Here is a 25,220-nt window from a genome sequence, read left to right as displayed (position 1 = left end):
TGCCCCAGTTTTTTTACCATACTTCTCTAGCAATTTCTTGAAGTAATTGAACTTTGCGCCATTGTTCTTTCTCCGTCAAACGATTTCCTTCTTCCGTCGAAGCAAAACCGCATTGCGGACTAATACTTAAGTTTTCTAAAGGAACAAACTGTTGGGCTTCTTCAATTCGTGCTTTCACTTGTTCAGTCTCTTCTAATTCAGGAAACTTAGAAGTAACTAAACCTAAAACGACTTTGCTGCCATTATTTTGCCAATGTCTTAATGGTGAAAAGTCCCCTGCACGATCTGAGTCATATTCCAAGAAGAAACCATCATAATTCGTAGCAAATAATTCTTTTGCTATCGGTTCATAACCACCTGAAAATAACCAAGACGAAGCATGGTTCCCACGGCAAATGTGCGTGGTTACAGTTAAATCTTCTGGCTTGCCAGCTAAGGCTTCATTAATAATCGTGGTACACACTTGTGCAATTTCTTCTGGCTGTATTCCTTTTGCTCGTAATTCTTCTTGTTTTGTCTGATCCGCTAGAAACGCCCAATTTGTATCATCAAATTGCAAATAACGGCAACCTATCTCGTAAAAGGCCGCAATTGCGTCTTTATATGTTTGTGCTAAATCCTTATAAAAAGCACCAATCTCTGGATAAATTGTTTGAATGCGCGAGGTGCCATCGTTAGATAAAATTTCTTGACGTAAAATCATGGTCGGACTAGGGATCGTTGCTTTGGCTACCGTGCCATCACCAACTTCCACCACCTCTTTTAAAAATGAAAAGTCCTCTAAAAATGGATGTTGCGTAGGAAAAGATATTTTATCCACTACGCGGATATTATAGGCCGGAGCTGCTTTCCCATGAAAGGTTTGGTTATACCCCGTTTCTGGGATATAGCCTGTCACACCATTTAATCCTTCTAAGAAATCAATATGCCAAAAACCGCGACGAAATTCACCATCTGTGATTCCCCGTAAGCCGCCAGCTTTTTGTTTTGCTACTAATGCTTTGATTTCTTCATCTTCAATAAGACGTAGCTCTGCTTGAGATAAAGCACCTGCTTGGACCTTTTTCCGTGCTTTCTTAATTGTTTCTGGACGTAAAAAACTTCCCACATGATCAACTGTAAAAGGAATCTGACTACTCATTTGCCTCACTCTTTCCTATTTTTATTTATAAAAAATCGCCCTTTTACTAGCCGTAACTAGTAAAAGGGCGATTATTATCGCGGTACCACCTTTTTTCGGAAAGATGACTCTTTCCCTTCAACTGACAATCATAATCAGCGGTCTTGTTAACGAAAGACATTACGTTTTTGCCTACGTTTCGACAAAAATTCCTCCTAGGCCATTTTTCGATACAGACATCTAACTTTTTTCACCAACCAAAGTCTCTCTACCAGCTGTCTTGCATTTACTTTCCTATTCAACGGAAATTATTAGATTATAATTAGAATACCACGTTTAGCAAATTTGTCAACGGAAGCGGATGAAATAGTAACGAAAAAAGCAGCTTCTTTTCAGAAGCTGCTTACGTCTATTTTTATCATTGCTGATTAGGCAGAGTGTCCTACGATTGTGCTACCTGAGTAACCAAAACCGACACGTGTAATACCTGGGTTAATTTCCCAATCACGGTGACCGCTACCTGAAGCTGTTACCATGCCTGTTTCATTGTACCATGCCATGATTACTGAGTTACCTGGCGCCCACATAATTGCGATAACTTCATCTCCACGAGACCAGTGATCATTTGGAATGCCACCTGCTTCAACTTGTGCTGCACGAGCAGTTGCAGAAGCTGCTAACCCTGCATCCCATACTACTGGACGTAAACCTAATGATTGACGTAGAACGTTCAATGCATTGATTGTTGGATCAGCAGAAGGCGCTGGTGTTGGTTGCTCTGGTTCTGGTGTTGGTTCTGGTTCTGGTGTTGGTGTAACTGTTCCACCACCAGTTTGGCCACCATTACTTCCATTACCACTTGGTGTTGTTGGTTGTTCTGATGAAGAAGAACCAGTATTTTCTGTTGCACTATTATCTGTACTTGGTGTAGTTGTTTCAGTTGTTTGTTGCGTGCTTGATTCAGTTGCTGAGCTTGAGCTTGCTGGCGCTTGCGCTTCTGTTGTTGAAGAAGAGGCAACTGGTGCTTCTGCTTTTACTTCAGCTTTAGCTTGAACTGGTTTTGCAGCAGCTTGTTTAGCTTTTTCAGCTGCAGCTTTTTGTTCAGCAGCTAAGCGTGCTTGCTCTGCTTCAGCAGCTGCTTTTTGTTTTTCTAAGCCAGCTTTAGAACTTTCAGCTGATGATTGTTCTAATGCTAATGAAGCTTTCATTACATTTAATTCAGATTGTTTAGAAAGTAAATCTTGACGTTTTGTTTCTAATTCAGCTTCTGTTGCTTCAAGTTGTTTCACTTTTTTCTCGTTTTCAGCTTTTTTATCAACAACCGCTTGTTTGTCTTCTTTTTGTTGTTGCATTAAGTCGTTGTTGGCACTTACGATTGTTGAAACAGCTTGAACACGGCTGATTGCATCTGCAACTGAGTCCGCATCTAAAACTGCATCTAGCATTGTTGTGCTTTGTCCATTAACTTGAACATCACGTGCTTGATTTTTGATTGCTTCGTTACGTTTTTCAATACGTTGATTCAAGTTTGTAATTTCTTGTTGTAATTGTTCTGACTTTGCTTTTAGTGTTTGCTTTTGTTCACGTAAAGCCATGCTTTCATCAAATACTGAAGATACTTCTGCTTCTAAAGAAGATACTTGTGAAGCTAAATCCCCTTGTTTTGCTTTTAATGATGAAATTTCTTGATTTTTTTCTTCAATTTTTTTATCAACATTGTCCGCCAAAGCGATGCTTGGGGTAGCAATTGCTGATAGCGTTAATGAACATAGTAATACTGATGCAAATAGACGTTTCTTCACTTGTCATTCCTCCGAATTAATTTCTAAAGTTTATTTAAAATATCTTAATCTTTTCTTACGACAAAAACATTCTACCACACCCATATTTCAATTAAGCAATAGAAATGTTACAAAAACATTTCAGATCACTCGTTCTTTCTCCATAATAGGTAAACTTACCTTTTGTAAGGCTTTTATGCCTTGTCATGACTGGTTTTCATGTGTTTTCAATTGTTAAACAATTCTTCGATTTTTTTTCATATTTTTTCTTTTTTTATTCAAATTTTGCTTCTTTTTTGTCGATATATGCTTTTTTTCGTAAAATTAATCATTTTTCCTTCTTTTTAGCAAACTTTTTTGTTACAAAATTCGTTATATTTTGGTAATGAATCAAGAAAAAGGCCGCTTCGTTGAGCCGCCTTTTATTATTTCTATGCAATGTTTTTGATCAAACTATTCAACTTATTTTTTATGGACTTATGGGCCTGTCACTAAATTCCAAGTCACCATTGCTTGATAAGTTTGATCTTTTCTACCTTGATTTGCTGGAATTTCTAATTTGATTTGATCAAAAGAAAAATCAAATTGATAAACATCACTTTCGTCAAACTGACCATTGGCAACAATATGGCTAGCTACACCGTTGGCAACTAATTGAATAGCGGTTGTTTTGCCAAGAGCAACTTTAGTTTCCGTTGGTTGATTGTACTGAATAAAACCTGAAACATTGGTTGTTCCTAACAATAACTTTGTCATTGATGATAGTTGATCCACTCTTCCTTCAAAGGGGGATAGTTCTGCAGTTAGTGCCCAATTGGGTTGTGATTTTTTCAAACGTAAATATGGATTTTCCTGACCATTTTCATAATAATCTGCTGCTTGCTTTAAACCATGTTGCTGCGTGTTGCTAGAAATGGCGACTTTACCAAAATCAAAAGTTGGTGTGCTGATAAAACCTTCCTCATCTGGTGCCACAATTTCTTGATTTTTAGGTTGGATTCTGACAGTATCAGCTGCGTGAACAGCAGAAAAATTTCCATTCATTTCAACAGCCGCTTGTAACACTTGGTCTGGTTCACCTGTAGCAATTGTTGTCATCATAATAGTTGCTGTCTGACCAATAGGCACTTCCGTATTTAAAGCAATGCCAACTCGCCAATTTTCATCAGTAATAGGAACAATTTTGTTTGGTTCAGATCCAACACGAATCGTGACTTGGATTGGCCGAGCTAGACCTGGTGACCAACCAATTGCTGGCTTTAAGTTTATTTTTTTTAACGGTACTTCTCCCACATTTGTAAGCATAATCTGCCAAATTTGTATATAACCACTTGGCATGACTTTGACTAGTCCTTCTATTTGCATTTCAGCTTTTGCAGTTATTTCCTTATACACTGCTGTAATAGCGTTCATTTCATTAAAAACAGGGGAGTTTATGGGTCGCTTCGTTTTTTCTAAGCTCTCTTGTTTTGTTTTATCTTGATACCAACCTTGATATAAATAAGTTTTACCGTTAACGCTGTATTGTTGTGGCAGTTTTTTTCCAGCTAAATAGCGAAAGCCATCCGTAGTTATTGGTTGTTGGTGATCCTGAATAAAATCAGATGGTGGTGCAATTTCAACACCATTGACATCCTCAAATGTATAATTTTTTTGAGGTATCTCCTTATAGACAACAGTTAAATCATCATTGTCGTCATAGGTAATATCATAACTGGGCGTTACGCTTTTTTCTAAATTTTCAGGTTTCGTTTTCCCTTTATACCATCCTTGAAATTGATACGTTTTTGAGTCAATTTCATAGCTACTTGGCAAAAGACCTTTCTGTTTAAAGGCGTAAGGGTCACGCTCAATAAGCGTTTGCTTTCCTTGTCTAAACCCCGGTGGTGGAGGGATTGGTTTCCCTTGAGTATCCACAAAATGTTCTGTCACTATGCGATTGGTAACATGATAATAAACCGGCCCTGAAAATTTAAAGTAATTCAATAGCCCAGATTGATTCGATGAATCAACCTTCACTTGGTTGTACAAAGGAACGATTAGTTTTTGGCTCTCGCTAATGTTAAACGTTACTCCTGTTTTCTGACTATATTGTTGTGCAGACATTTTTTCCAATTCAAATTGCGAAATTGTTGTTGGATATTGGTTTCCTGATGCGTCGGAAATAGTTGGCAGCGGATAATTGGGATCAATTTCCCCTTTCTTATTGTATAAGCTTAAAGAAGTATAATATCTTGGTAAAAAAAATGTTTGATTACTCGCTGCAAGCACCGTTGACATGTCGGAATAGACGGCTACTTTCTCACTTGGAATTACCACTTCTTTTAAATTAGCCACTGTAGATGCTGTCACTGGTTGACTTTCACCTTCCCACACATTTATGCCATTTGGGGAATTGCCTTGCCAACTATGATACTGTAGAAGGATCTCATTGGCGTTTACTGGCTGCCCCTCTTCATTAATAAATCCATAACGATAAGTTAGGTTAGGCGTCTCAATTCTTTCTCTAATCGTTTGACTTGTAACATTAGCCCCATTATCGATTAACTCACTTTTTGGCAATGCTAGTGGTTCTTCATCATGTAGTTTATCCTTTGTCTGTGGTTGTTCACTTTCGGCTTTTTCTGCTGTTAATGAATGATTGGTTCCTTCTCTTACTTGTTTTGTACTTGGTAATGTTTCTGCAAAAACAGTTGTCTGTATTAGTATGGGGAATACTAATATATGGCAGATGCCCGTTACTATCAATTCTTTCCATTTACTTCGCTTCATATTGTCCCTTCTTTCTAAAGAACAATCCAACAATTCTTAGTTAACTAAACATTAAGACACTAAACTTAGCAGAATGATCACTTACCATTTTCAGCAACAGTCTTGTCTTGTGGTATCGGTTTCATTTTTCTTTATACTTTGGATCATTCACTTGTTTCAGCGCTATTCGTCCAATACTTCTTTTTACTAACCAGTTATAACTAGTTTAGCAAAAAAGAATAATTTCTGAAATTCCGAATTTTAAACAGACAGGAGCATTTCCTGAAGATTCTATATATATCAAGGAAAATCGACCAAAAATAAACTGAAAATAAACTTTTCAATAGAGAATCATAGCTAAAACAGGATAAATTAATCATATTTTCACCTTCCTAGCTTTACCTTTATCAAAAAAAGCTCAAAAAGTTAGTTGCGCAAACTAACCTTTTGAGCTTTTTGTTTTTTTCTTAACGAATGATTTCGACTTTTTTGTCTGTCTTGACTGTAACACGGCCGTTTTTAATAACATATAACCGTTCTGGAATATCAATAATCGCATGTTCAACCACTTTTGTGTCTAATAGGACTAAATCTGCTTTATTCCCAACTGCGACACCGTATCCTTCTAGTCCCATCGCACGAGCAGGACTTGTTGTTACCATTGGTAGCACTGTTTTTAAGTCATCCGCTCCACCTAGGTGCCCAACAGGAATGGCTAGCATCGCTGTTTGAACAATACCCCCTGTGCCATATGGTGTAAAAGCATTGCGAATATTATTTGTAGCAATACAGACATTCACGCCACCATCGCGTAATTTACGGATTGGCGTAACCGCACGTCGAACATTGTACTGATCACCGCGAGCCCCTAAATGTAAATCCGTTGCTGGTAAAGCCATCACGCTAATATTCGCTTCCGCCATTTTTGCAATGATAGGCGCCAATTCCGCTTCAGGTAAGGCGTGCAATGCCGTTAAGTGGCCCACTGAAACACGTCCTTGGTAGCCTTCAGCGATGGTTTTTTCACATAAATATTCAATACTCATATCATCAGCTTCATCGGCAAAATCTTGGTGTAAATCTACATCTTTATCATATTTTTTAGCAATTTCAAACACTAAATCAATATGTTCTTTCGCTGGTGCATCATTATAAGGAATACCGCCGACAACGTCTGCGCCCATATCCATTGCTTCATACATCATTTGTTCTGTTCCAGGGGCTTTAAAAATTCCTTCTTGCGGAAACGCCACTACTTGCATGTCAATTAACTCTTTGTATTCTTCTTTCAAACGCATAATTGTTTTGAAGCCAGTAAAACCTTGCGCTGGGTCAAATTCTGCATGCGTTCTTAACGCCGTGGTTCCATGAACGATTAACATTTCTAAGGCACGTTTAGCACGGTCGTAAATGTCTTCTTCGGTAAATGTTGGTTTTAATTCTGCGGTTACTTCAATCGCTTCTTTCAACGTACCTGATTTATTTGGTTTACGATCAGCGATTAATGCCTTGTCCAAATGTAAATGGCTTTCTACAAAACCTGGGATTAAAACACGACCATCTGCTTCGATGACTTCTTTGGCATCGCCAGTAATAACTGGGGCGATTTCAATGATTTTTCCTTCTTTAATAGCTACATCTTGTAATGCTTCACCGTCTTGAAGACGAACTTGTTTAATTAATAAATCCATGTTTTCCACTCCCTAAATTGTTTTTTATCCAAAGATTAAACCGATAACTAATAATAGTACAGAGGCAATACTTAACCATTTCACGTTTCCTTTAACTACATCCAAAATTGGAATTTGGAAGCCTGAAGATAAAGCTTGCATAGTAATATTAACGAAACTCATTTGACTACCTAAACCAACACCCATTGCTACAAAACCTAATGCTAACGGCGGGAAGTTCAACGATACAGCAACTGGTAGCACTAAAGTTAAAACAGAACCTACGTAGGCCCCAGCTGGAATCCCAATTAAAATCCCTGTTAAAATGGCAACTGGCACGACAATAAAGGCTGGTGCATTTTCAGCAACACCTGCGATTACAGCAAACGTTCCTGTTTGTGCAATAACATTAATAAAGGCTAAGAAAATCCCTACTTGGAATAAACGAGTCAAAATATATGTAGACCCATCTACCATCGCTTCGACAGATTTGTTCATTGAGAAATCTGTACATAAGAAAATTAAAACTAATGTTAAAATCATGTATACAAGTGGCGTAAAGAAGGCAAAACCAATTAAATCATTCACAATTGGTCCAAAAATTACAGCAAACAATAAGAAAATGGCTGGCAAGGTAATTTTAAATAATTCACCATTGCTCTTTTTATCAAATTCATCATCTGCCGACTCTTTAAAGCCAACATTTCTATGTTTCGTTCCCCAAAAGGCTAAAACAATCGCTAATGCTACGAAGAATAACCAGTAAGGTCGCATGGTTGAAACATATGAACCGACACTGATATCGCCTAATTTTGAAACAATACTTGATTCTAATGAAGCGGGTGATGTTGTAAATGATACCGCAGCAGCTAAAGACATTGCTGCAATTAATTCAGGAACAACGCCAACTGCAGCAAAGGCCAATGGCGCAATAACCATCGCACTTCCGCCACCAATTCCTGACATATATGTGGCTGCGGCTAATAAGATAACAATAAAAGCTGAAACATACTCGACTTTTCCTTTTGTGCCTCGTTTGGCTAAAGTTAATGCAGCTGAATAACTACCTGCTTTAAAGACCGCCATCGCAACAGCTGAATTAATGATGGGAACGGTAATTCCTAACATCATTGGGATAGCTTCCAACATCTGTTTATTCGCTTCTTCTAGTCCAATGCCACCAATCAGCATCGCTAAGACGCCACCAATTAAACCAGCGATAATCATATCGACTTTCATAAACAATAGAACCAAAACAACAATCAATGGAATAATCACAACTAATGCCATGATTCCTGTCGGGGCAACTACATCCCCAATCTCATCAGCAAAGGCCGCAACTGGCACAAAAATACTAACTAAGAATGCAAAAATAAGTGCTACTTTTGACGATTTTTTCATCTTACTTTCCTCCAATAGAAAGAAGGCGAGAGCAACGCAGTAGCGAATACTCTCTGCGCTCCTCATTATTTGGCAAAGGCACCTTGCCCGCCATATTTATCGTAATGTACAATCTCACTAACTAAATAATCATAAATACTTTGTGGAATTTCAATGCCTTCTGACATGGCTTTTTGATAGTTTAGCTGACCAATTTCTCCTGGATAGTAAACTTGTTGAAACCCTTCTGCTGTAGGCACACTATGAAGTTCTTCCACCATTTGATTAATATTTTCTTTAAATCGTTCAGAATCTGTAAAGCGGCTTGGATCAATGACTAAAAACATCTGACCCAGATTCCGTTTCTCCGTTAAATCCGCATACATGGAGCTGACATGTTTGCCAAAAGGTAAGCCTAACAACGAACCAGCTAAGACATCGACCATCATCATTAGTCCATATCCTTTTGGTCCTGAAATCGGCAATAAACCTCGTACTTCATAAGGATCAGTCGTTGGCTGGCCTTTTTCGTCTACTGCCCATGTGTCGGGAATTTCAACATCTCTTGAACGTGCATCTAAAATTTTTCCCCAAGCCTGTACTGTCGTAGCCATATCAAACACGACTGGTTCATGACCTGCTCTAGGTGCTGCAAAAGCGATTGGATTTGTTCCAAAATAATTGCTTGTACCACCAAACGGTACCACCATTGGATCAGATTGACACATCGAAAGAGCAACCATGCCTTGTTCCGCTGCTTTTTTAACATAATACGATAACGTCCCGCTATGACTCGTTTGAGAAACGCCAACATACGCTAACCCTGATTCTTTGGCTAGATCAACTGCAGCAGCTAATGCTTCGTTACAAACAAATTGACCCACGCCATTATCGCCATGAAAAATGGCAGTGGACGGTCCAGTTTTTTCAAATGATAATTCGGGGTCAATCGTGATCCCGCCTTTTGCAATCCGTTCCGCATAATAATCCATACGAACCGCCCCGTGTGAATGAATACCGCTAGCATCTGCAAAAGTTAAATGTCGAGCAACTTCTTCGGCATGTTCAGAATGTAAACCAGCAGCTTCTAATTTTTGTTTCATCAGCTTTTCTAATTTTTCCGGTGTAACGACAACCATTTCTTCCATTGCGCTTGCTCCTTTATCATTAATCTTAAAAAAGGGAAAGAAAACAAGTGATTTTCTTCTTCGTCCTTGCATTTCCTCCCCTTTTTTCACTACTTATTGCTACTGTTAAAGACAGTATAGTCAATTTCATCCACTGATTTTGCAACTAGAATAGCAGAGTAAACATCTGAATTGACATTTAAAATTGTTCGTAACATGCCAACAAACCATTCGACGCCTGCAAAAATTGCAATACTCTCAATGGGTAAACCCATTTGCGGAACAATCACTGCCAGTGAGACTAAGCCCGCACCGGGAACAACTGCGTTTGCTAGTGAGACAAACGTTGCTGTAATTGCTAAGTAAATCATTTTCGTAATATCAAACTCTAGCTGATACATCTGCGCGATAGTCATTACAGTAAAAGCCATATGCATCGCTGAACCGTTACTGTTTAATGACATACCTAACGGCAACACTAAGTTAGTAATTCGCTTACTTAAACCTAATTTTGTTTCTGTTTCTTCCAAAGCTACTGGTAAAGTAATTGCTGAAGAAGTTGTCGCCAAGGCCATCACAGACATATTTTTCATGTTTGTAATTAAACGTAGTGGACTTACTTTACAGTACAATGTGATAACCAAAATCCAGATGCCCAAAAATAAAATAGTTCCTAATCCATAGACCAATAGATACTTCACTAACGGTAAAATAATTTGAAGGCCTAAGTGACTAATTGTTGAAGCAATTAAAGCAAAAATCCCCAGAGGTGCTAGATACATGACGTATCGAATGACTGTAATGATAACTTCATTAAAGTCCACAATTATTTGGAAGAGTTGTGTCTCTGGATGGCTTTGTAAGTATTTATTCAGTGCTAAACCAAAAAATAATGCAAAGACAATAATTTGAATAATCGATCCTTGAGTCAGTGAATCAAAAATATTTTTCGGAACGAAATTTAAAATCGTATCAGTGATTGAGATTTCTTGCGCTTTAATAGAAGCATCTTGGAAGCCAGTCATTTTAACACCGTATCCTGGATTAAAAATGACTGCCATTAGGACGCCCCATAAAGCGGCAGCTAAGGAGGAAATCCCGAAAACAGCGATTGTTCTACCCCCAAGGCTCGTTAATTCTTTTGGATTAATACTGCCAACTGCTTGGACAATTTGCCCTAAGATCAAGATAGGAATAGCCATTTGCATCAGTCGCAAAAAGACATCTCCAACTATTTTCAAGTAATTGCCGCTAGCAGGAATCAAGAGTCCTACGAGGATTCCTACGACAACAGCAATTGCAATTTGGGTGATCATGGACGGTTTTTTCATGGTAAACTACCCCTTTTGACTGATCACAGTTCCTGCTTCTTTATCGATGTTTTCTAAGTTTTCGATAGAAGTAATGATTGCTTTCCGTTTGTCATCACCTTTTACGAAGTCTAAGGCAGCTTCGATTTTTGGTAGCATACTACCAGCAGCAAAGTGACCTTCTTTAATGTATTCTTCTGCTTCGGCTACACTGATTTGTTCTAATGCTTTTTGATCTGGTTGATTGTAATTAATGTAGATGTTATCAACGCCTGTCAAAATAATCAAACGGTCTGCATCAACGTTTTCAGCTAAAACACGTGCAGAGAAATCTTTGTCGTTAACCGCTTCCACACCTACGTATTGTCCGTCTTCTGCTACGACCGGAATGCCCCCGCCACCAGAACAGATAGTTAAAACGTCCGCCTCTACTAAAGCACGAACCGCCTCTTTTTCAACAATTTCTTTAGGCATTGGTGATGGAACAACTTTTCGGTAGCCACGGCCAGCATCTTCCACATACGTAGAGCCATCTTTGGCTGCTTCCGCGTCAGCTTCTTCTTTTGTATAGAATGGACCAATTGGTTTTGATGGTTTTTTAAACGAAGGATCTTCTTTGTCCACACGCACTTGTGTAACTACAGAGATAACTGGTTTAGCAATGTTACGTTTTTCAAACTCATTAGTTAAAGCATTTTGTAACCAGTAACCGATGCTTCCTTGTGTCATCGCAACACAAGTATCCAATTTCAACGCTGGATTTTTTTCACTTTCGCCTGCTTTTTGTTGTAAAAGCAAATTCCCTACTTGTGGTCCGTTTCCGTGACAGACAATGACTTGTTCCCCTTTAGCAACAAATTCTGCAATATATTTGGCCGCGTGATTAACGACGGCTTTTTGGCCTTCATCTGTTGGATCCGTATCTAAAATAGCATTCCCACCTAGGGCAATTACGTTTAAACTCATTGATTGATTCGCTCCTTTTTAGTAAAGCAAAGACAAAATCTTTTCAGTATCGACGGATAAGAAATAATTTGTTTACGAAATGAAAGATTTTGTCTTGCTCATTTTGATTGTTTCAGTCATTATCGAAGGGATAATTAACCTAATTTCGGTTTACTCTCATCTTTAGCTAAGAAAGCAAAAGCTAGTAAACCAATAACTAATAGTACACAAGAAAGATAGAAGCCAACTTGCATTGAGCCTGCTGTATCTGCTAAATATCCTGTGACATACGGTGCTAGGATTGACCCTGACATCCCGATAAAATTATAGGCACTTAACGTTGTTCCTAAGGCCGCTTTTGGTGCATGTTTGGTAACAAAAGTCACCATAATTGGATCTAACGCTAATTTCCCTGTTAACCCATAAAGAATTAAAACAGAAATTAACAATGTCCGATTTGTTACAAAAGCAATCGCAAAGACAGATAGGATTGCTAAAGGTACTAATGTAAAGACTAATTTTTTCGTCGCACCTGTTTTATCATTCAAACGAGCAAAGATTAAGGCGCCTGGAATAGAGGCCCATGGTACAAGTGATGAAATAAAACCAACGCTCGCTCCTGTAAAGCCACGTTCAGCAATTAAAAATTGTGGCAACCAAGTAATAATAACAAAGTTTGCATAAATACTTGTGAAACATAAAATAAATGCGGCTAATAAATTACGATTTGAGAAAATTTCTTTTAATGAGATCTTTTCTTGCGGTCCTTCTTCAGCAGCTGCTCGTGCGGCTTCTTCGCCAGGACGAATCACTTTTTCTTTCAAAATTGTATAGAAAAGAATTCCTACGATAAACGTTGGAATCGCCATGATAAAGAATGGTTTGCTCCAATGTTCACCATTTTCTAAAACCAACTTACTTGAAAGTAAGTACCCACCTGATGTACCGAAGGCCATCCCACTATTGATGATGGCATTACCGATGGTCCGTTTACTTGCTGGAATCGCTTCTGTCGATAGCGCATATTGCGGGCCATAGTAAGCGCCTTGACCAATACCAGCAATTGCACGAATGACTAAAAACATAACAAAGGTTGTCGCTAATCCACTAAAATAAGTAGAAATAGCAAGAACGATAAACCCAACAGCAATGACTAATTTCCGCCCAATTTTATCGCCAATCATCCCAAAAGGAATCTGTGCAACAGCATAGGTTAGAAAGAAGATACTATTGGCTAAACCAAGTTGTGTGTTACTTAGACCAAATTGTTCTCCAATGACCCCCATCACTGGATTAAAAATAGTTCGTGTTGCGTACATTAAAATCCAGCCTACGAAGAAAATGGCTACGACTTTAATCCAGTAACTATTGCTCACTTGCACTGCTTGATTTTTTTTACTATTCTCCATGTCTTCTCCTCACTTCTCATCTAACTCTACAGATTGTAAAGCTAGTAACATTCCAAATGACATATCTTTACCAGAGGAATGTCCGATTTGTATAATTCTGTCAATATTTTCGTCAACTCTATTATCCCGATGGTTCTCCAAATCCAAGAGTAACTGATACAACAATGAATTTACATATCCTTTAGCCGAGCTTGCAATATAGCCTTTACTAACATCTGTTGTGGATAAATTTGCTGCCGAAAGAGTAGCGGCTAACGCCGAAGCTCTTTCATCAGCAAGTATGAACAGAATTGTTTGATACGCTACTAAAATGTCATCACCACTCGGGGTTAACCCTTTGCCCCGACCAATCAGATAATTCGTTACTTCTTGCCATTCCGATAGTGTCCAAACTTTTTGTTTTTGGCTCATTTTTTTGAAAATATGCTTTGCTCGTTCGTCTAAAGGCAGGCCAATTCTACGTTCTAAGTTTCTCGCTAATAAGCGGTCTCGCAACAAGCGTAATTGGTCTTTTTCTAACTTGAAATGAGTAATGTTTAAAGAAACGACCTCGGCAGGTGTGAGTTGGATCGTTTTCACGCCGACTGTACTGTAAAAGGTCAACTGATTTTCTGTGATTTTGACTTTATTACCTTGTTGTACATACGGAAAGATTTCTTGAAACAATTGATCTGGCAAAAACATACCAAAGCTTGATAAATAATTATGGAAGTTTGCAACATTGATTAATTGATCCTGGACTTTCAGATTAAATGAACGTTCAAAAACACTGTGAATGGTTCCCATCTTGCCATATTGGTGGATAGGAAAAATGTAGTCACTAATGACTAGTTGGTTATTCAACCGTAATGCCTAGTTTCTCAGCATACGCTTCTAGGGCTTTTTCAAAACAGCCTAGAGGTGCTCTAACTGTCCCTGCACCAATTTGACCAACACCGGCATTTTTGTGTGCAATCCCTGTATTGATAATTGGTGTAATTCCTAATTCCACCACTTTACGGATATCAATTCCTAAACAAGTTCCTTGGAAATCCCAAGTTGGAATTGAGAATGTTGGGTTGTGTCCTTCACAGATTTTTGCCATTTCATTTGAGGTTGCTAACGCATCTTCAAAGCCACCTGCACCAACAAACCGTGTTACGCCAGGTGCAGCTACCATAGCCATTGCTCCAACGCCTACTGTTTCAGTAATTGCACTATCCCCGACATCAGGATTTCCGTCTTCTTCGCTGAAACCAGTGAAGTAAAGACCTTTTGGTGTATTTACTGGTGCGGTATGCCATTGATCGCCTGTTTCTGCAATCCGGACCCCAAAGTTCACGCCGTTACGAGTCATCGTTGTGACAATCGTTCCGTTGGTATCTTTACGGGCACCATCAACAATTGCTTTTCCAGTTGCCATCATGACATTTAAGAAGAATTGATCTGTGTCAGCTAAGAATTTGATTACTTCGTATTTTTGATCTTCTGGAATATCTGTTTTGATAATTAATGGAGACAATTCTTTTAAGAAGTTCAAAGATGCGGCAATATTTCTTTGGTGGAACTCGTCACCCATTGTAATAGAGCGCGCAATCAATACGTTTAAGTTCAAGCCTTCTTCAGAAAGTTTCAAGGCTTTCGCAATAGTTGGTCCTAAAACATCTTTAATCCAATCTAAACGATCAACCACTTCTTGTGAATAAGCACCAAAACGCAATACTTTACCGATACCTTCATTCAAGATACAGTATGCTTCGTTACCTTCTAAGCGATTTTCTACAACAAAGACTGGCATATTACCAGAAGTAATACCGCCCATTGGTCCAACTGCTTTTACATGGTGACAAGGAATGAAACGTACTTCGCCAGCTTCAAAAATCTTCAAAGCATCTTCTTCATTGTCTGCCCAACGTTCGAATAATGCAGCTCCGATACAAGCACCTTTCATTGGTCCAGTCATTTCAGACCATTGGATTGGTGGTCCAGCATGAAGTAATGTTTTTTGTGCATCATCATTTAATTCTGGAATCACTGATTTCGCAGGTACCACATCTACTAAGAATGGTTGTGCATTTTTAATTTTGTCTGTTACTTTGTGATTTTCAGCTTCGATTTGTTCACTGTAATCTTCCAAAGCATCCAAAATTTTAATCATTTTTTTATTGCCGTTGGCACGCGGACGCCAGTTAAATTGAACAGTTTCGCCACCGTAATCAACGATTGATTCTGTAAAGCTTTGCAACCCAACGTTAATGATTCTTGGTTTGGTTGTTAATAGTTCCATTACTTTTTCGCCTGGTTTTGGTACATCGACAGTTGGTCCGTTGTAAGCAACCACTTCTTTATCGTCTTCTGAAATTTCGATTCCTTTTAGCAATAGAGCTAATTGAACAGCTTTAGCATTGCTTTCTGCAACTAAAACGCCGCCTTCTTTCAAACGATCAACCGACGATTGGTAATTTTGCGGATCTTTCGTCGTCCCACAAACAGTTGCAACAAAGTAAAGATCACGTCCGGCTTCTTTAGCTGTGGCACGCGCTTCTTCAATTGCTGGTAATAATGCACCAACCATGTCTTCATGAGCACCGTAGCCTAACACCACATCGAATAAGATAATCCCCGTTTTTTCATCTTGTGCGTATTCACGAATTTTTTCGATACGAACATCTGGGTCAATCATTGGGTGCGGACGACCTTGTGTATACATATCATCGCCTAAGTCAATGACTTCATAACCGTGAGATTTCAAGACATAGCCTTCTGCTTTCACTAAACCGCCAAGGTCTAAAGCTTCAGAAATTAACATACCTGCTTCAGAAGCTAATGTACCACCTGAATATAAGCCTTTTACAACTTTATCTTCTGGTAATGTTGGTACAGCTGGTTTTGCTAATGCTTCAAAGTAATTTTTCTTCACGGCCACATCATTTGCTAAATCAACAGCAATTTTAGCTGTTTCTTCTAATGTATGAGCTAGATAAACTTTGCCTTCGTGACTTGTTGGTTTTTCTCCTAAGAAAATCGCAACGACTGGTTTTGAAATGCTTTGTAATAATTCAACCACTTCATCACGAACTTCTTTTGCAGGTGGTTTAGAAATAACTGTAATCACATCGGTTGGTTCGTGATTTTCTAAAGCCACAATAGCATCTTTCACTGTGATAGCGCCTACTTTGTCGCTTAGGTCACGACCACCAGTACCAATGGCGTGAACAACTCCGCCACCTAAGCGGTCAATAATCGTTGTAACTTCTTGAATCCCTGTTCCTGAAGCACCAACAACGCCAATGTTTCCTGGAGAAACAACATTTGTAAAGGCGATTGGAATACTTGAGATAATACCAGTTCCACAGTCAGGGCCCATCATTAGTAAGCCTTTTTCATGCGCTAATTTTTTCAAACGTACTTCATCTTCAATTGACACATTATCCGTGAAAGAGAACACGTGTAAATCATTTTTTAAGGCACGTTCCATTTCTGGCGCACCATATTCACCAGGAATACTGAATAGCGCTACATTCGCCTCTGGTAAAAGATCAAACGCTTCTGACCAAGAAGTTGCTGCTTGTGCTTCTTCACTAGTTCCCTTTGCTGATAAATCATCTAAGAATTCATCAATCGCTGGCATAACTTCTTCCATGATGTTTTCTTTTTCACTGTCAACCACAATCATCATGTCGTTTGCAGATGCACTATTGGCCTCATCCGTTAACAAGTTCGTGTTGTTAAGGATGTCTTTGTTGGCATCTGTTCCCATCATGATTTGACTCATGGTTACACCATCTAATGCATTGATTTTATTGGTCAATAACATTAAGTTGATAGAGTCTTGGTAATTGTTTTTCAAAATTACTGTGTGTAACATTGTTCATCCTCCTATCTATTCCTTACAATGCTATTGTATCGAAACGAGAAAGTGTTTTCATCGGACATAATTCTAAAAAAATGGTATAATTTTTATCCATAAGAGGAAAAAAGGAGAAAACGATGAAATTAAGAGAGTTATTATCGATAGGTGACTTAAAAAAAGGTAAAATTTTGACGAAAGAGATTGGTTTAGACAATGAAGTTGACTCGGCAATGGTCTTAGAAGCGATTGATATCGAGAACTGGAGTAGAAAGAATCAGTTAATTTTGACTTCTTTCTACGCATTGCATGATCTACCCGAAAAAGAGTTGGAAAATTTTTTCGTAAAGATGCGCCGAATTGGCATCAGCGGCTTAATTTTGAAAACAGATCGATTCATCAAAATGATTCCAGAGTGGTTTATCGAATTATGTTTCAATTATGAAATTCCTTTAATTAAAATCACACAAGACATTAGCTATGAAAAAATTCTATTTACGATTTACGAGCCTTTGTTGAATTATCAGTCGCATGTCTTACGTACGTATTACGATGTGCGCCAACGTTTCACCAAATTAGAGCGCCACTACCCAACGGTTGAGACGATTATGCAAGAATTTTATGACATCATTAAATTACCCTTCGCTTTAAAAATGTTGGATAAACATCTGGAAATTAGCGATGGCGACTTACCCCATGATGCGATTGTGCTCTCAAGAGAAAAACTAAAAAACAGTGAGTTCACTAAAAATGATTACTCTCTTTTAACACTTTATTCTCATGCCAACCCCAAAAAACAGTTGGCACTAGAAGTTTCTATTTTCAATAGTTATTCCACTAATTGTTTACTTCTGGTTTATTTACAAGATGAAAAGGTTAAAGAAACGGATTTAGTGATTATCGAAAATGCGATTGATGTCTTACAAGAAAAATTCAATACCGAAAATTTGTTAAAAAAAGAACGGTATACTCGTTTGAACAACTTAGCGGATGCTATTTTACAAAATACACCGCAAAATCCTGACGAGCTAAACAGTTTGCTTCGTGAAGTGCAAATGCAAGAGCTAGATTCTTACCAAGCGATTGCTTTTTCTACCAAAGACACCAATACACAACTCATGAAAGAACGAATTATTGCCTTACTTCGTACCCTGCGTGTGAAATCCATCTTCTTCGATCAGCTAAATTATTCGGCGGTCCTTTTTAACTTCAATGAAAGTGATGGAAAAATTACAAAGCTGCAATTAAGCCGTTTATTAGCTGAACTTTTAGAAGAAAACGACACGCTTACCGTTGCCGTCAGCAGTTTAAAATCACGAGAAGGGATTAAAGAGCTATTGATTGAATGTCTGGACATTCTGCGCTTTAATGAAACTTTTTATAACGGACCAATTGTAACCTTAGCCGATATTGGGGTATTTAAAAATTTTATCCGCGAAGACCAATTGGAAAATTTAGACGAATTAATTCCTCGCGCACTTTATCAATTAGCCGAAAATAACTACGATTTGTTTGAAACCTTGTACAGTTTTTTCCAAAATAATCGCAACTATAAACAGACCTCTGAAGCGATGTTCCTTCATTCAAAAACGATTCGTTATCGTTTAAACAAAGTGGAACAACTTCTTGATATTGACTTAGCCAATCCCTTGCAATTGTTAAATTATGAAATTGCCACATACATTATAAAGATGAGGAGACGTGCACTTGAAAAACAATCAAACACTCGCTAATGGCGCAACAGTTACTATCTACCCCACTACGACTGAACCAACGAACTATGTCGTCTATTTACATGGTGGCGGGATGATTTATGGAACCAAAAGTGATTTACCAGAAGAACTGAAGGAGCTGTTTACAAACAATGGCTATACCGTTTTAGCGCTGGACTATTTGTTGGCTCCAAATACAAAAATCGATCACATCTTAGGGACGCTAACAGAAACCTTCCAATTGCTAAACGAAGAGATTATTCAAAACCAGTCCTTTGGTTTGTGCGGGCGTTCCGCTGGCAGTTATTTAATGTTACAGTTAACCAAACAATTACAAACATTAAATTTGAGGCCACAATTTTTAGTCAATTTTTACGGCTATACAGATTTAGAATTTATTAAAGAGCCACGGAAATTATTAAAGCAAGCCATTTCCGCTAAAGAAATAGCTGCTATCGACCAAACAAAGCCTGTTTGGGATGATCCTTTTCTTTCTCGCTATCTGCTGTATCATTACAGTATTCAGCAAGCGCTATTGCCGCACTTTTACGGATTACCAGAAAATGGGGACTGGTCTGCTTACGCACTGTCAGACGAAACATTAAAAACTTTTCCACCTTGTTTCAGTACAGCTAGCAGTTCAGACGAAGAAGTGCCGTTCCGCTATAGCAAAAAAATCGGACGGACCATTCCTAAGAGTACCTTTAAAGCGGTTTACTATTTAGAACATGATTTTTTAAAACAAACCAAAGATCCTTCGGTCATCACTTTATTTGAGCAATTGGATAGCTGGTTGAAGGAGCGATAAGCATAATAAAAAAAGAAGCGAGAAATCTCGCTTCTTTTTGTTAATGACTTTAGTCAGTTGAAATCTCTAAAGAGATTTCGACAAAAAAACCACGCGTACTGCGCGTGGAGGCCAGAGCTTTAGCGATAAAAACTCCTTTCGATATAATAGATAAAGGCTACCAACCGTTATCAAATCGAAAGGAGTTTTTGAATGTCGAACGACGATAAAAGTTTAGCACATACTCGTTGGAATTGTAAGTATCATCTTGTGTTTACACCAAAATATAGAAGAAAAGTAATCTATGGTCAATTGAGGCGAGATATAGGGAAAATACTAAGGAAATTGTGTGAGATGAAAGAAGTCGAAATCATTGAAGCGCATGCAATGCCCGACCATATCCATATGTTGGTAAGAATTCCACCGAAGTTGAGTGTATCAGGTTTTATGGGTTTCTTAAAAGGAAGAAGTGCGGTAATCATTCATGAACGTCATGCGAATTTAAAATACAATTATGGAAATCGATCCTTTTGGTCAAAAGGTTATTATGTGAGCACTGTAGGACTGAACCAAAAAACGATAGCAAAGTATATACGAGAACAAGAAGCAGAAGATCGAGTAAGGGATAGTATAAACAAAAGAGAGTATAAAGATCCATTTAGGAAGTAACAACTAGATAAGAATAGAATGGTAGCGGTTGGCGGTCTCTAAAAAAAGCTCCCTTAAAGGGAGCAGCAGGTAGCGAGCCCTTCTAGGGCTATTAAAGAGCCACCCGCTATGCGGGTGGATATTTACTATTTTTGATAAAGTGTGGTTCCTTTTACCACACTGATTTCCACCGGTGTCTGACGAGCGACAAAAGCCGCCGCACATTCTGCTTCAGTGAGTAAGTAAGTTGCTTCAGCACCAACTTGCGGCCAATTTGCTTGCCCTTGTTCGTCTAAAGTTGTGACACCATCTGTCACTAAGCCCAATAATTGGGTTAAAGCATCTTGATCTTTCACATTAAAAAGTTCACCTAAACGAGCCAATTTTTCTTGTAATGAACCATCACCATAGGGAGACCAGCAATCGTAGATATTGTCACAACCAAGATGGACATTGACTCCATGACGTAACAATTCCATAATTGGCGGAATCGTATTAGGTGTGATTGGCACGCTGGAATTAATATGAATTTTTTCTGCTGCTAAAGCATCATAAACTTCGGCACGTTCTTCACCAATGAAATCATTTAACCCGAAGGCATGGCTGATAAATACTTTGTCTTGTAGGCCATATTCTTTCGTTAAACGGATAATTTCTTTAATCGTTGTTGTCCCAGCTTCGTGACGGTCATGTAAATGAATATCCACACCGACACCATGTTTATCTGCTAAGCGGAATGTTTCAGCCAATGATTTTTTGTAATCACCATCTAGTGAATAAGGATCCACGCCACCAATAAAATCGGCGCCTTTTGCCAATGCTTGATCAACTAATTCAACGGAATCTGAACGCAGTAAGCCGTGCTGTGGAAAGACGACAATTTCTACCGCAAATGGTTTCGTTTGGGCCAATGCTTGGACTTCATCAAAATAACGTAAGTCTGTCATCGGTTCCACGTCGACATGTGTTCTGAAGGCTGTCGCGCCATGTGGTAATTCTAAGTCAATTAAATGGTTGGCGCGTTCTGTTAAAGAAAGTTCTAAACTATCTAAATAAGGGATTTCTGCTTCGACACGTTCCACAATTGACTTCGCTGGCGTCACCGGATACCACGGAACGCCTAGTTTACTTTTATCAAAGTGACAATGTTTTTCAATCAAACCTGGTAAAATCAATTGATGGTGCCCATCAATAATTGTCAACCCAGGTTCTTCTACCAATTCTTCATTGGGGATGATTTTCGTAAATACTCCATCTGTTACTTCAATTGCCACTTCTTTGGTTACTGTCCCAGATAACCAGTCACCTTCTTTTTGATACCCTGTTTCAATTCGAACATTTTTTAACCAATAATTCATGCTTTCCTTCACTCCTACCTGTATTTATTCCTTCCCGAAAGGACACAATACTTAGTTGTACTGTGCTAAAATTTTACTAATTTCCGTATAACCTTTTTGATTGGCATAGTCCATTGCTGTTCGACCAGAATTGTCTTTAATGGATTGATCCGCACCATTTTCCATTAACAATTTTACAATATCTTGGTAAAGTTGGTTCCCTTCACGTAACCCCACTGCCTCAATCAATGCTGTATAGCCAAAGTCATTTTGGAAATCTATGTCTTCTCGTCCATCTTCTAACAAGAGCTTCACATTGTCAATATGTCCTTTTTCAGCTGCCGGAATTAACGCATTGCCACCGTAACGGTTATGCTTATTTAAATCTGGGGTCGCATTTTTTAACATATACGCTAAAATTTCCGTACGTCCTTGCGCTCCCGCATAAAGATAGGGACTATCACTAATGCTGTTTTGCAGATTAATATCGGCACCCCGATCAATCAACGCTTTTGCAATCTCAATGTCATTATTGTGCACAGCGATATTGAGCGGTGTGTTGCCTTCTGTGTCGACTTCATCCACTTGATAAGTAGTATCTTGTAAAATTTCCTTGACCTTCTTCGTATCTCGTTGATTGGCTGCTTCTAAAAGCGCACCCACTTCATAGGTCTTCATCGGTTCTTTCACTTCCTCTTTTGATGTTGTTTGAGCCACCGAACGGGTTGTACTGGTGCTTTCAGTTTTTGCACTACTTTGAGTAGTCACCGTTTGACTATTTTTTGACGCTGCGGAGGGTGTTTCTCCTCCTTGACACGCAGCAAGTAATGGAATGGTCATGACACTTAATAGCCCCATTAAAATTTTTTTGTTCATTGTGCTCAACTTCCTTTCCTCGAGAGAAATATGAGATTTTTCTCCAGTGGTTCTAATCTAACGAATCTTTTTTTATTTGTCGATTAAAACGCTTTCTCTGTTTTTCTATTTTAAAAAGAGAGAAACCAAAAGAAGTCGAAACTTTTTTTGGTTTCCATTCGTATGTTTTGTTCTTAAAAGGTAAATTCAGGATTAAAAGTTCCTTGGTATGGTTCATGTTCCACATAGACTTGGATATCGTTTCCTTCGTTATCTTTACCCATTCGTGTGTACGTAAAACGATTATCATTCAATTCTGTTAATTCTAAGACAGCGCCATAGCGATTGGTTCCAATGGACACATGGGCACGGAATTTATTTTGATTTCCTACTTTAAAGTAGCCATAGTCGCCACGAGTTTCACCAGTTTGTAAATTGAAAAATTCATATTTGCTGCTATCTTGGTCAAATTTCGCTAAGCTGATAAAGTTTTGGTTGGCCGAAGTTACGTCATTGCCATCTTTATCCACTACTTTTGTGCCATTCCAAAGAAGTTGCGGTGTCCCATCAAAGGAAGTTTTACCAATAATTTCATCCCCTTGTCGATTTACATCAATCTGGCCTGTTTGTTCTGTCATGGCACGGCGACCATTCGTAAATTCCAATGTTCTCGGACGATTATTTGGGAAAGGTTGTGGACGGCCATAGACTGGTCCTGAGGTTGCTTTATTTTCTACAAAAACTTCCACATCATTTCCTGCTTTGTCTTTCCCTGTTTGGCTATACGTAAAGGTATCTTGGTACAAGGTTTTCAGACGATAAACGCCTTGATAATTTTTCGTTTCCGAGATAAGTACCAGACGAGAAACATCCGTAATACCAGCAGTCATAAAGAAGGTTCCTTCATCTCCTGTGGATTCTCCAGTCTCTTTATCAAAAAATTCATAGAAACTAGTGGTTGCATCAAACTTGATTGCATGCAATAAATCCTGATTTTCAGCGGTTAAGTCGGTCCCATTTTTATCATAGACACGTTGACCTGCCCAATCTTTTTCCGATAACATTTCATCTTGCCGAATACCAACCGAGCGTAAATACTCAGGTAAATCTCCTAAATTATTGGGATTAGCCATTGCTACAGGCGCATATGCCTGTGCTGTGACAGAACTCCCTACTCCACCAACTAACATTGCACTTAGGGCCAATAATGTAATTGTCCCCACCATTTTTTTCTTCATAAGCTACTACTCCCTTTCCTTTTGATAATTTAAGGATAGCAAGTAGTTATTAACTCCACCTGTCCATAATATGAACAAATTATTAAATAATAATCATTATAATTATCTTAATAATAATGTTTAATTGTAACTAATAACAATTTATTTATAGAAGAAGAGAAAACAAAAGAACGTTGGGGGACGTTCTTTTGTTAAATAAGAGAGAAGACAAGAGACTTTTAGAAAGTAAAGGCTGGATGATATGTGCCTTGGTAAGGTTCATGTTCTACAAACACTTGAATATCATTACCAGCATTATCTTTACCCATTCGAGTATACGTAAATCGATTATTGTTTAGTTCCGTTAATTCTAGCGCCGCGCCGTAACGATTCGTCCCTATAGATACATGGGCCCGAATCTTGTTATTGTCCACCACTTGGAAGTACCCAAAGTCGCCGCGGGTTTCACCTGTTTGTAAATTGAAAAATTCATATTTACTTGTGTTTGGATCAAATTTCGCTAAACTAATGAAATTTTGATTGGCCGCTGTCACATCATTACCGTTTTTATCTACGACTTTTGTGCCATTCCACAAGGTTGTTCCTAAAATTTTATCCCCTGATTTATTTGTCACAATTTTGCCAGTTTGATTGGTTAATGCTTCACGTCCATTTGTAAAAGCTAATTTTTTCCCGTGATAAGGGATGTGTTCCACGTAAACTTCAACATCATTCCCCAGTTTATCTTTCCCTAAACGCTTGTAAGTAAATTTGTCTTTACTCACTTCGGTTAAATCCACTACGGCTTGATAATTTTGTGTCCGCGAAATTAAAATTCGTTTTGTGCCATCACCTGTCACAAAAAATGTTCCTTCGTCACCACGGGTTTCCCCAGTATTTTTGTCGAAAAACTCATAAAAACCGGTTTCACCATCATATTTTGCTAAACCAATAAAATTAGCATTTTCTGCCGTTAAATCATTACCTGCAGCATCATAAACTCGGGTTCCTTGCCAGTCCGTGCCAGATAAAATCTTAGTCGCCTTGTCGCCTCTTGTTTGGCCATTGTTTTGATGTTTGCCTAAATTTGCTGTAGCACTATTTGGATTGGCTGCATGACCTGCAAATGCTGGACTTGCATAACCTGCTATAAGTAACGTACTTAATGTTACTAAAGTAATCGAACTTAATACTTTCTTTTTCATAAAGCATCGCTCCTTTTCTTTGATAAACCTATCTTAACAAACGATTCTAAACTACCACTGTCAGAAAAATGAACAATTTATAAACGATTAAAAACAACTATAAACTATTTTTTTGTTAAAAATGAAGCGGTCAAAAG

General features: G+C 38.4%; 19 protein-coding genes and 1 other annotated feature. Of the genes, 4 read left to right on the top strand and 15 right to left on the bottom strand.

The genetic code is table 11. The features are described from left to right. Positions 1–13: 13 nt before the first annotated feature. Both IGJ24_RS01515 and IGJ24_RS01510 read right to left on the bottom strand, forming a co-directional pair. Positions 14–1,141 carry a 5-methyltetrahydropteroyltriglutamate--homocysteine S-methyltransferase gene (locus IGJ24_RS01515; RefSeq protein ID WP_169062916.1) on the bottom strand — a complete coding sequence of 376 codons (1,128 nt, stop codon included), beginning with the start codon at positions 1,139–1,141 and terminating at the stop codon, positions 14–16. A 60-nt stretch (positions 1,142–1,201) separates the two neighbouring features. Next, positions 1,202–1,431 (bottom strand) — a binding site (T-box leader). Positions 1,432–1,548: 117 nt separating this feature from the next. Further along, the gene (locus IGJ24_RS01510; RefSeq protein WP_289865486.1) at positions 1,549–2,922 is read right to left on the bottom strand and encodes a PcsB-like coiled-coil domain-containing protein; all 1,374 of its coding nucleotides are present in this window, start codon (positions 2,920–2,922) and stop codon (positions 1,549–1,551) included. A 185-nt stretch (positions 2,923–3,107) separates the two neighbouring features. Between IGJ24_RS01510 and IGJ24_RS01505 the strand changes: the two genes are divergently transcribed. Next, complete coding sequence (locus tag IGJ24_RS01505) at positions 3,108–3,287, top strand: hypothetical protein (RefSeq protein ID WP_016632398.1); 180 nt, start codon at positions 3,108–3,110, stop codon at positions 3,285–3,287. A gap of 91 nt (positions 3,288–3,378) precedes the next feature. On the opposite strand, the gene IGJ24_RS01500 is transcribed toward IGJ24_RS01505, so the two are convergent. The 9 genes from IGJ24_RS01500 to fdrA all read right to left on the bottom strand — a co-directional run bounded on the left by IGJ24_RS01500 (position 3,379) and on the right by fdrA (position 17,340). Further along, the gene (locus tag IGJ24_RS01500; protein WP_289865485.1) at positions 3,379–5,673 is read right to left on the bottom strand and encodes a WxL domain-containing protein; all 2,295 of its coding nucleotides are present in this window, start codon (positions 5,671–5,673) and stop codon (positions 3,379–3,381) included. A 446-nt stretch (positions 5,674–6,119) separates the two neighbouring features. Further along, complete coding sequence (locus IGJ24_RS01495; protein ID WP_289865484.1) at positions 6,120–7,343, bottom strand: amidohydrolase family protein; 1,224 nt, start codon at positions 7,341–7,343, stop codon at positions 6,120–6,122. A 24-nt stretch (positions 7,344–7,367) separates the two neighbouring features. Beyond that, positions 7,368–8,789: a hypothetical protein gene (locus IGJ24_RS01490; RefSeq protein WP_002385370.1), complete on the bottom strand. Its 1,422-nt coding sequence runs from the start codon at positions 8,787–8,789 to the stop codon at positions 7,368–7,370. Then, positions 8,789–9,850, bottom strand: coding sequence for an ureidoglycolate dehydrogenase (gene allD, locus IGJ24_RS01485; RefSeq protein ID WP_002413499.1), 1,062 nt, complete (start codon positions 9,848–9,850; stop codon positions 8,789–8,791). Before allD ends, IGJ24_RS01490 begins: the two co-directional genes overlap by 1 nt. A gap of 89 nt (positions 9,851–9,939) precedes the next feature. Then, positions 9,940–11,160, bottom strand: a complete 1,221-nt coding sequence (locus IGJ24_RS01480) for a dicarboxylate/amino acid:cation symporter (RefSeq protein WP_002361159.1) — start codon at positions 11,158–11,160, stop codon at positions 9,940–9,942. 6 nt (positions 11,161–11,166) lie between these two features. Continuing rightward, positions 11,167–12,105: a carbamate kinase gene (gene arcC, locus IGJ24_RS01475; protein ID WP_002355252.1), complete on the bottom strand. Its 939-nt coding sequence runs from the start codon at positions 12,103–12,105 to the stop codon at positions 11,167–11,169. 134 nt (positions 12,106–12,239) lie between these two features. After that, positions 12,240–13,493, bottom strand: coding sequence for an MFS transporter (locus tag IGJ24_RS01470; protein WP_002355251.1), 1,254 nt, complete (start codon positions 13,491–13,493; stop codon positions 12,240–12,242). Between the two features lie 9 nt (positions 13,494–13,502). After that, positions 13,503–14,336: a DUF2877 domain-containing protein gene (locus IGJ24_RS01465; RefSeq protein WP_129193891.1), complete on the bottom strand. Its 834-nt coding sequence runs from the start codon at positions 14,334–14,336 to the stop codon at positions 13,503–13,505. After that, the gene (gene fdrA, locus IGJ24_RS01460) at positions 14,329–17,340 is read right to left on the bottom strand and encodes a DUF1116 domain-containing protein (protein WP_002355249.1); all 3,012 of its coding nucleotides are present in this window, start codon (positions 17,338–17,340) and stop codon (positions 14,329–14,331) included. The genes IGJ24_RS01465 and fdrA overlap by 8 nt, the downstream gene beginning before the upstream one ends. A gap of 122 nt (positions 17,341–17,462) precedes the next feature. Here fdrA and IGJ24_RS01455 point away from each other — a divergent pair, with 122 nt between their 5' ends. The 3 genes from IGJ24_RS01455 to tnpA all read left to right on the top strand — a co-directional run bounded on the left by IGJ24_RS01455 (position 17,463) and on the right by tnpA (position 20,490). Next, the gene (locus IGJ24_RS01455; RefSeq protein ID WP_002355248.1) at positions 17,463–19,055 is read left to right on the top strand and encodes a PucR family transcriptional regulator; all 1,593 of its coding nucleotides are present in this window, start codon (positions 17,463–17,465) and stop codon (positions 19,053–19,055) included. Next, the gene (locus tag IGJ24_RS01450; protein WP_164980800.1) at positions 19,030–19,842 is read left to right on the top strand and encodes an alpha/beta hydrolase; all 813 of its coding nucleotides are present in this window, start codon (positions 19,030–19,032) and stop codon (positions 19,840–19,842) included. The genes IGJ24_RS01455 and IGJ24_RS01450 overlap by 26 nt, the downstream gene beginning before the upstream one ends. A 192-nt stretch (positions 19,843–20,034) precedes the next feature. Beyond that, a complete protein-coding gene (gene tnpA, locus IGJ24_RS01445) occupies positions 20,035–20,490 on the top strand; it encodes an IS200/IS605 family transposase (protein ID WP_002411089.1) in 456 nt (151 codons plus the stop codon). A gap of 125 nt (positions 20,491–20,615) precedes the next feature. Here the strand turns inward: tnpA and IGJ24_RS01440 are convergent, their stop codons facing one another. The 4 genes from IGJ24_RS01440 to IGJ24_RS01425 form a co-directional block, all read right to left on the bottom strand. Then, positions 20,616–21,827, bottom strand: coding sequence for an amidohydrolase family protein (locus IGJ24_RS01440; RefSeq protein ID WP_113803160.1), 1,212 nt, complete (start codon positions 21,825–21,827; stop codon positions 20,616–20,618). Positions 21,828–21,878: 51 nt separating this feature from the next. After that, a complete protein-coding gene (locus IGJ24_RS01435; protein ID WP_164980799.1) occupies positions 21,879–22,682 on the bottom strand; it encodes an ankyrin repeat domain-containing protein in 804 nt (267 codons plus the stop codon). Positions 22,683–22,855: 173 nt separating this feature from the next. Beyond that, complete coding sequence (locus tag IGJ24_RS01430) at positions 22,856–23,899, bottom strand: DUF4822 domain-containing protein (RefSeq protein WP_010817001.1); 1,044 nt, start codon at positions 23,897–23,899, stop codon at positions 22,856–22,858. 218 nt (positions 23,900–24,117) lie between these two features. Further along, positions 24,118–25,083, bottom strand: coding sequence for a DUF4822 domain-containing protein (locus tag IGJ24_RS01425; protein WP_289865482.1), 966 nt, complete (start codon positions 25,081–25,083; stop codon positions 24,118–24,120). Between the last annotated feature and the right edge of the window lie 137 nt (positions 25,084–25,220).

It is taken from the genome of Enterococcus sp. DIV0546 (assembly GCF_051712785.1).
Taxonomy (GTDB): domain Bacteria; phylum Bacillota; class Bacilli; order Lactobacillales; family Enterococcaceae; genus Enterococcus; species Enterococcus faecalis.
The sequence above is the reverse complement of the archived record's forward strand: the minus strand, read 5'-3'. Positions and strand labels throughout refer to the sequence as shown.

Excerpts from the sequence above, each read along its gene's own strand:
- fdrA (WP_002355249.1), bottom strand. The coding sequence starts at position 17,340 with ATGTTACACACAGTAATTTTGAAAAACAATTACCAAGACTCTATCAAC.
- IGJ24_RS01455 (WP_002355248.1), top strand. The coding sequence starts at position 17,463 with ATGAAATTAAGAGAGTTATTATCGATAGGTGACTTAAAAAAAGGTAAA.
- IGJ24_RS01470 (WP_002355251.1), bottom strand. The coding sequence starts at position 13,493 with ATGGAGAATAGTAAAAAAAATCAAGCAGTGCAAGTGAGCAATAGTTAC.
- arcC (WP_002355252.1), bottom strand. The coding sequence starts at position 12,105 with ATGAGTTTAAACGTAATTGCCCTAGGTGGGAATGCTATTTTAGATACG.
- IGJ24_RS01495 (WP_289865484.1), bottom strand. The coding sequence starts at position 7,343 with ATGGATTTATTAATTAAACAAGTTCGTCTTCAAGACGGTGAAGCATTA.
- allD (WP_002413499.1), bottom strand. The coding sequence starts at position 9,850 with ATGGAAGAAATGGTTGTCGTTACACCGGAAAAATTAGAAAAGCTGATG.
- IGJ24_RS01505 (WP_016632398.1), top strand. The coding sequence starts at position 3,108 with ATGACTGGTTTTCATGTGTTTTCAATTGTTAAACAATTCTTCGATTTT.
- IGJ24_RS01480 (WP_002361159.1), bottom strand. The coding sequence starts at position 11,160 with ATGAAAAAACCGTCCATGATCACCCAAATTGCAATTGCTGTTGTCGTA.
- IGJ24_RS01500 (WP_289865485.1), bottom strand. The coding sequence starts at position 5,673 with ATGAAGCGAAGTAAATGGAAAGAATTGATAGTAACGGGCATCTGCCAT.
- tnpA (WP_002411089.1), top strand. The coding sequence starts at position 20,035 with ATGTCGAACGACGATAAAAGTTTAGCACATACTCGTTGGAATTGTAAG.
- IGJ24_RS01440 (WP_113803160.1), bottom strand. The coding sequence starts at position 21,827 with ATGAATTATTGGTTAAAAAATGTTCGAATTGAAACAGGGTATCAAAAA.
- IGJ24_RS01435 (WP_164980799.1), bottom strand. The coding sequence starts at position 22,682 with ATGAACAAAAAAATTTTAATGGGGCTATTAAGTGTCATGACCATTCCA.
- IGJ24_RS01515 (WP_169062916.1), bottom strand. The coding sequence starts at position 1,141 with ATGAGTAGTCAGATTCCTTTTACAGTTGATCATGTGGGAAGTTTTTTA.
- IGJ24_RS01490 (WP_002385370.1), bottom strand. The coding sequence starts at position 8,789 with ATGAGGAGCGCAGAGAGTATTCGCTACTGCGTTGCTCTCGCCTTCTTT.
- IGJ24_RS01430 (WP_010817001.1), bottom strand. The coding sequence starts at position 23,899 with ATGAAGAAAAAAATGGTGGGGACAATTACATTATTGGCCCTAAGTGCA.
- IGJ24_RS01425 (WP_289865482.1), bottom strand. The coding sequence starts at position 25,083 with ATGAAAAAGAAAGTATTAAGTTCGATTACTTTAGTAACATTAAGTACG.